Source organism: Mesorhizobium sp. B2-3-12 (assembly GCF_006442205.1).
GTDB lineage: Bacteria > Pseudomonadota > Alphaproteobacteria > Rhizobiales > Rhizobiaceae > Mesorhizobium.
In genome coordinates, this window is sequence record NZ_VFVR01000035.1 from 1 (window position 1) to 1,145 (window position 1,145).

Sequence of the window (1,145 nt, forward strand, 5' to 3'; positions counted from 1 at the left end):
AACCACGATCGGGGCATCATTGGTGCCGTTGATGGTGACGGTCAGGTTGGCGCTCGATGAGCCGCCATGGTTGTCGGAGTTGGTGTAGCTGAAGACGTCGGTGACGCTGGCGCCTTCGGCCAACTGCTGCACCGAGGCCAGGGCGTTGTTGAGCGTGTAGGTGTAGGTGCCATCGCTGTTGAGATGCAGCGTGCCATAAGTGCCGGCGAGGTTGGCACCGACATTGACGGCCGAACCATTGACGGCGGTGACGCTGCGGGTATCGCCAGTGTCGACATCGCTGTCGTTGCTCAGCACATTGCCGCTGACCGGATTGGGCGCTGTGTCCTCTTTTACCGAATTGGTGTCGGCAACCACGATCGGGGCATCATTGGTGCCGTTGATGGTGACGGTCAGGTTGGCGCTCGATGAGCCGCCATGGTTGTCGGAGTTGGTGTAGGTGAAGACGTCGGTGGCCGTGGCACCTGCTGCCAGAGCCTGCACCGAGGCCAGGGCGTTGTTGAGCGTATAGGTGTAGGTACCATCGCTGTTGAGATGCAGCGTGCCATAAGTGCCGGCGAGGTTGGCACCGACATTGACGGCCGAACCATTGACGGCGGTGACGCTGCGGGTATCGCCAGTGTCGACATCGCTGTCGTTGCTCAGCACATTGCCGCTGACCGGATTGGGCGCTGTGTCCTCTTTTACCGAATTGGTGTCGGCAACCACGATCGGGGCATCATTGGTGCCGTTGATGGTGACGGTCAGGTTGGCGCTCGAAGAGCCGCCATGGTTGTCGGAGTTGGTGTAGGTGAAGACGTCGGTGGCCGTGGCACCTGCTGCCAGAGCCTGCACCGAGGCCAGGGCGTTGTTGAGCGTATAGGTGTAGGTACCATCGCTGTTGAGATGCAGCGTGCCATAAGTGCCGGCGAGGTTGGCACCGACATTGACGGCCGAACCATTGACGGCGGTGACGCTGCGGGTATCGCCAGTGTCGACATCGCTGTCGTTGCTCAGCACATTGCCGCTGACCGGATTGGGCGCGGTGTCCTCTTTCACCGAAGCAGTGTCGGCAACCGCGATCGGATTGTCATTGGTGCCGTTGATGGTGACGGTGACGTCCTGCGTGGTGGTGGCGCCGAAGTCGTCGGTGACCGTCACGGTGA

Annotated in this window: 1 protein-coding gene; it reads right to left on the minus strand. The window is 61.1% G+C overall.

The genetic code is table 11. From position 1 onward, the window contains the following. Positions 1 to 1,145, minus strand: a 1,145-nt coding sequence (locus FJ948_RS30195) for a VCBS domain-containing protein (RefSeq protein ID WP_140710978.1), incomplete at both ends; no start/stop codon positions are given.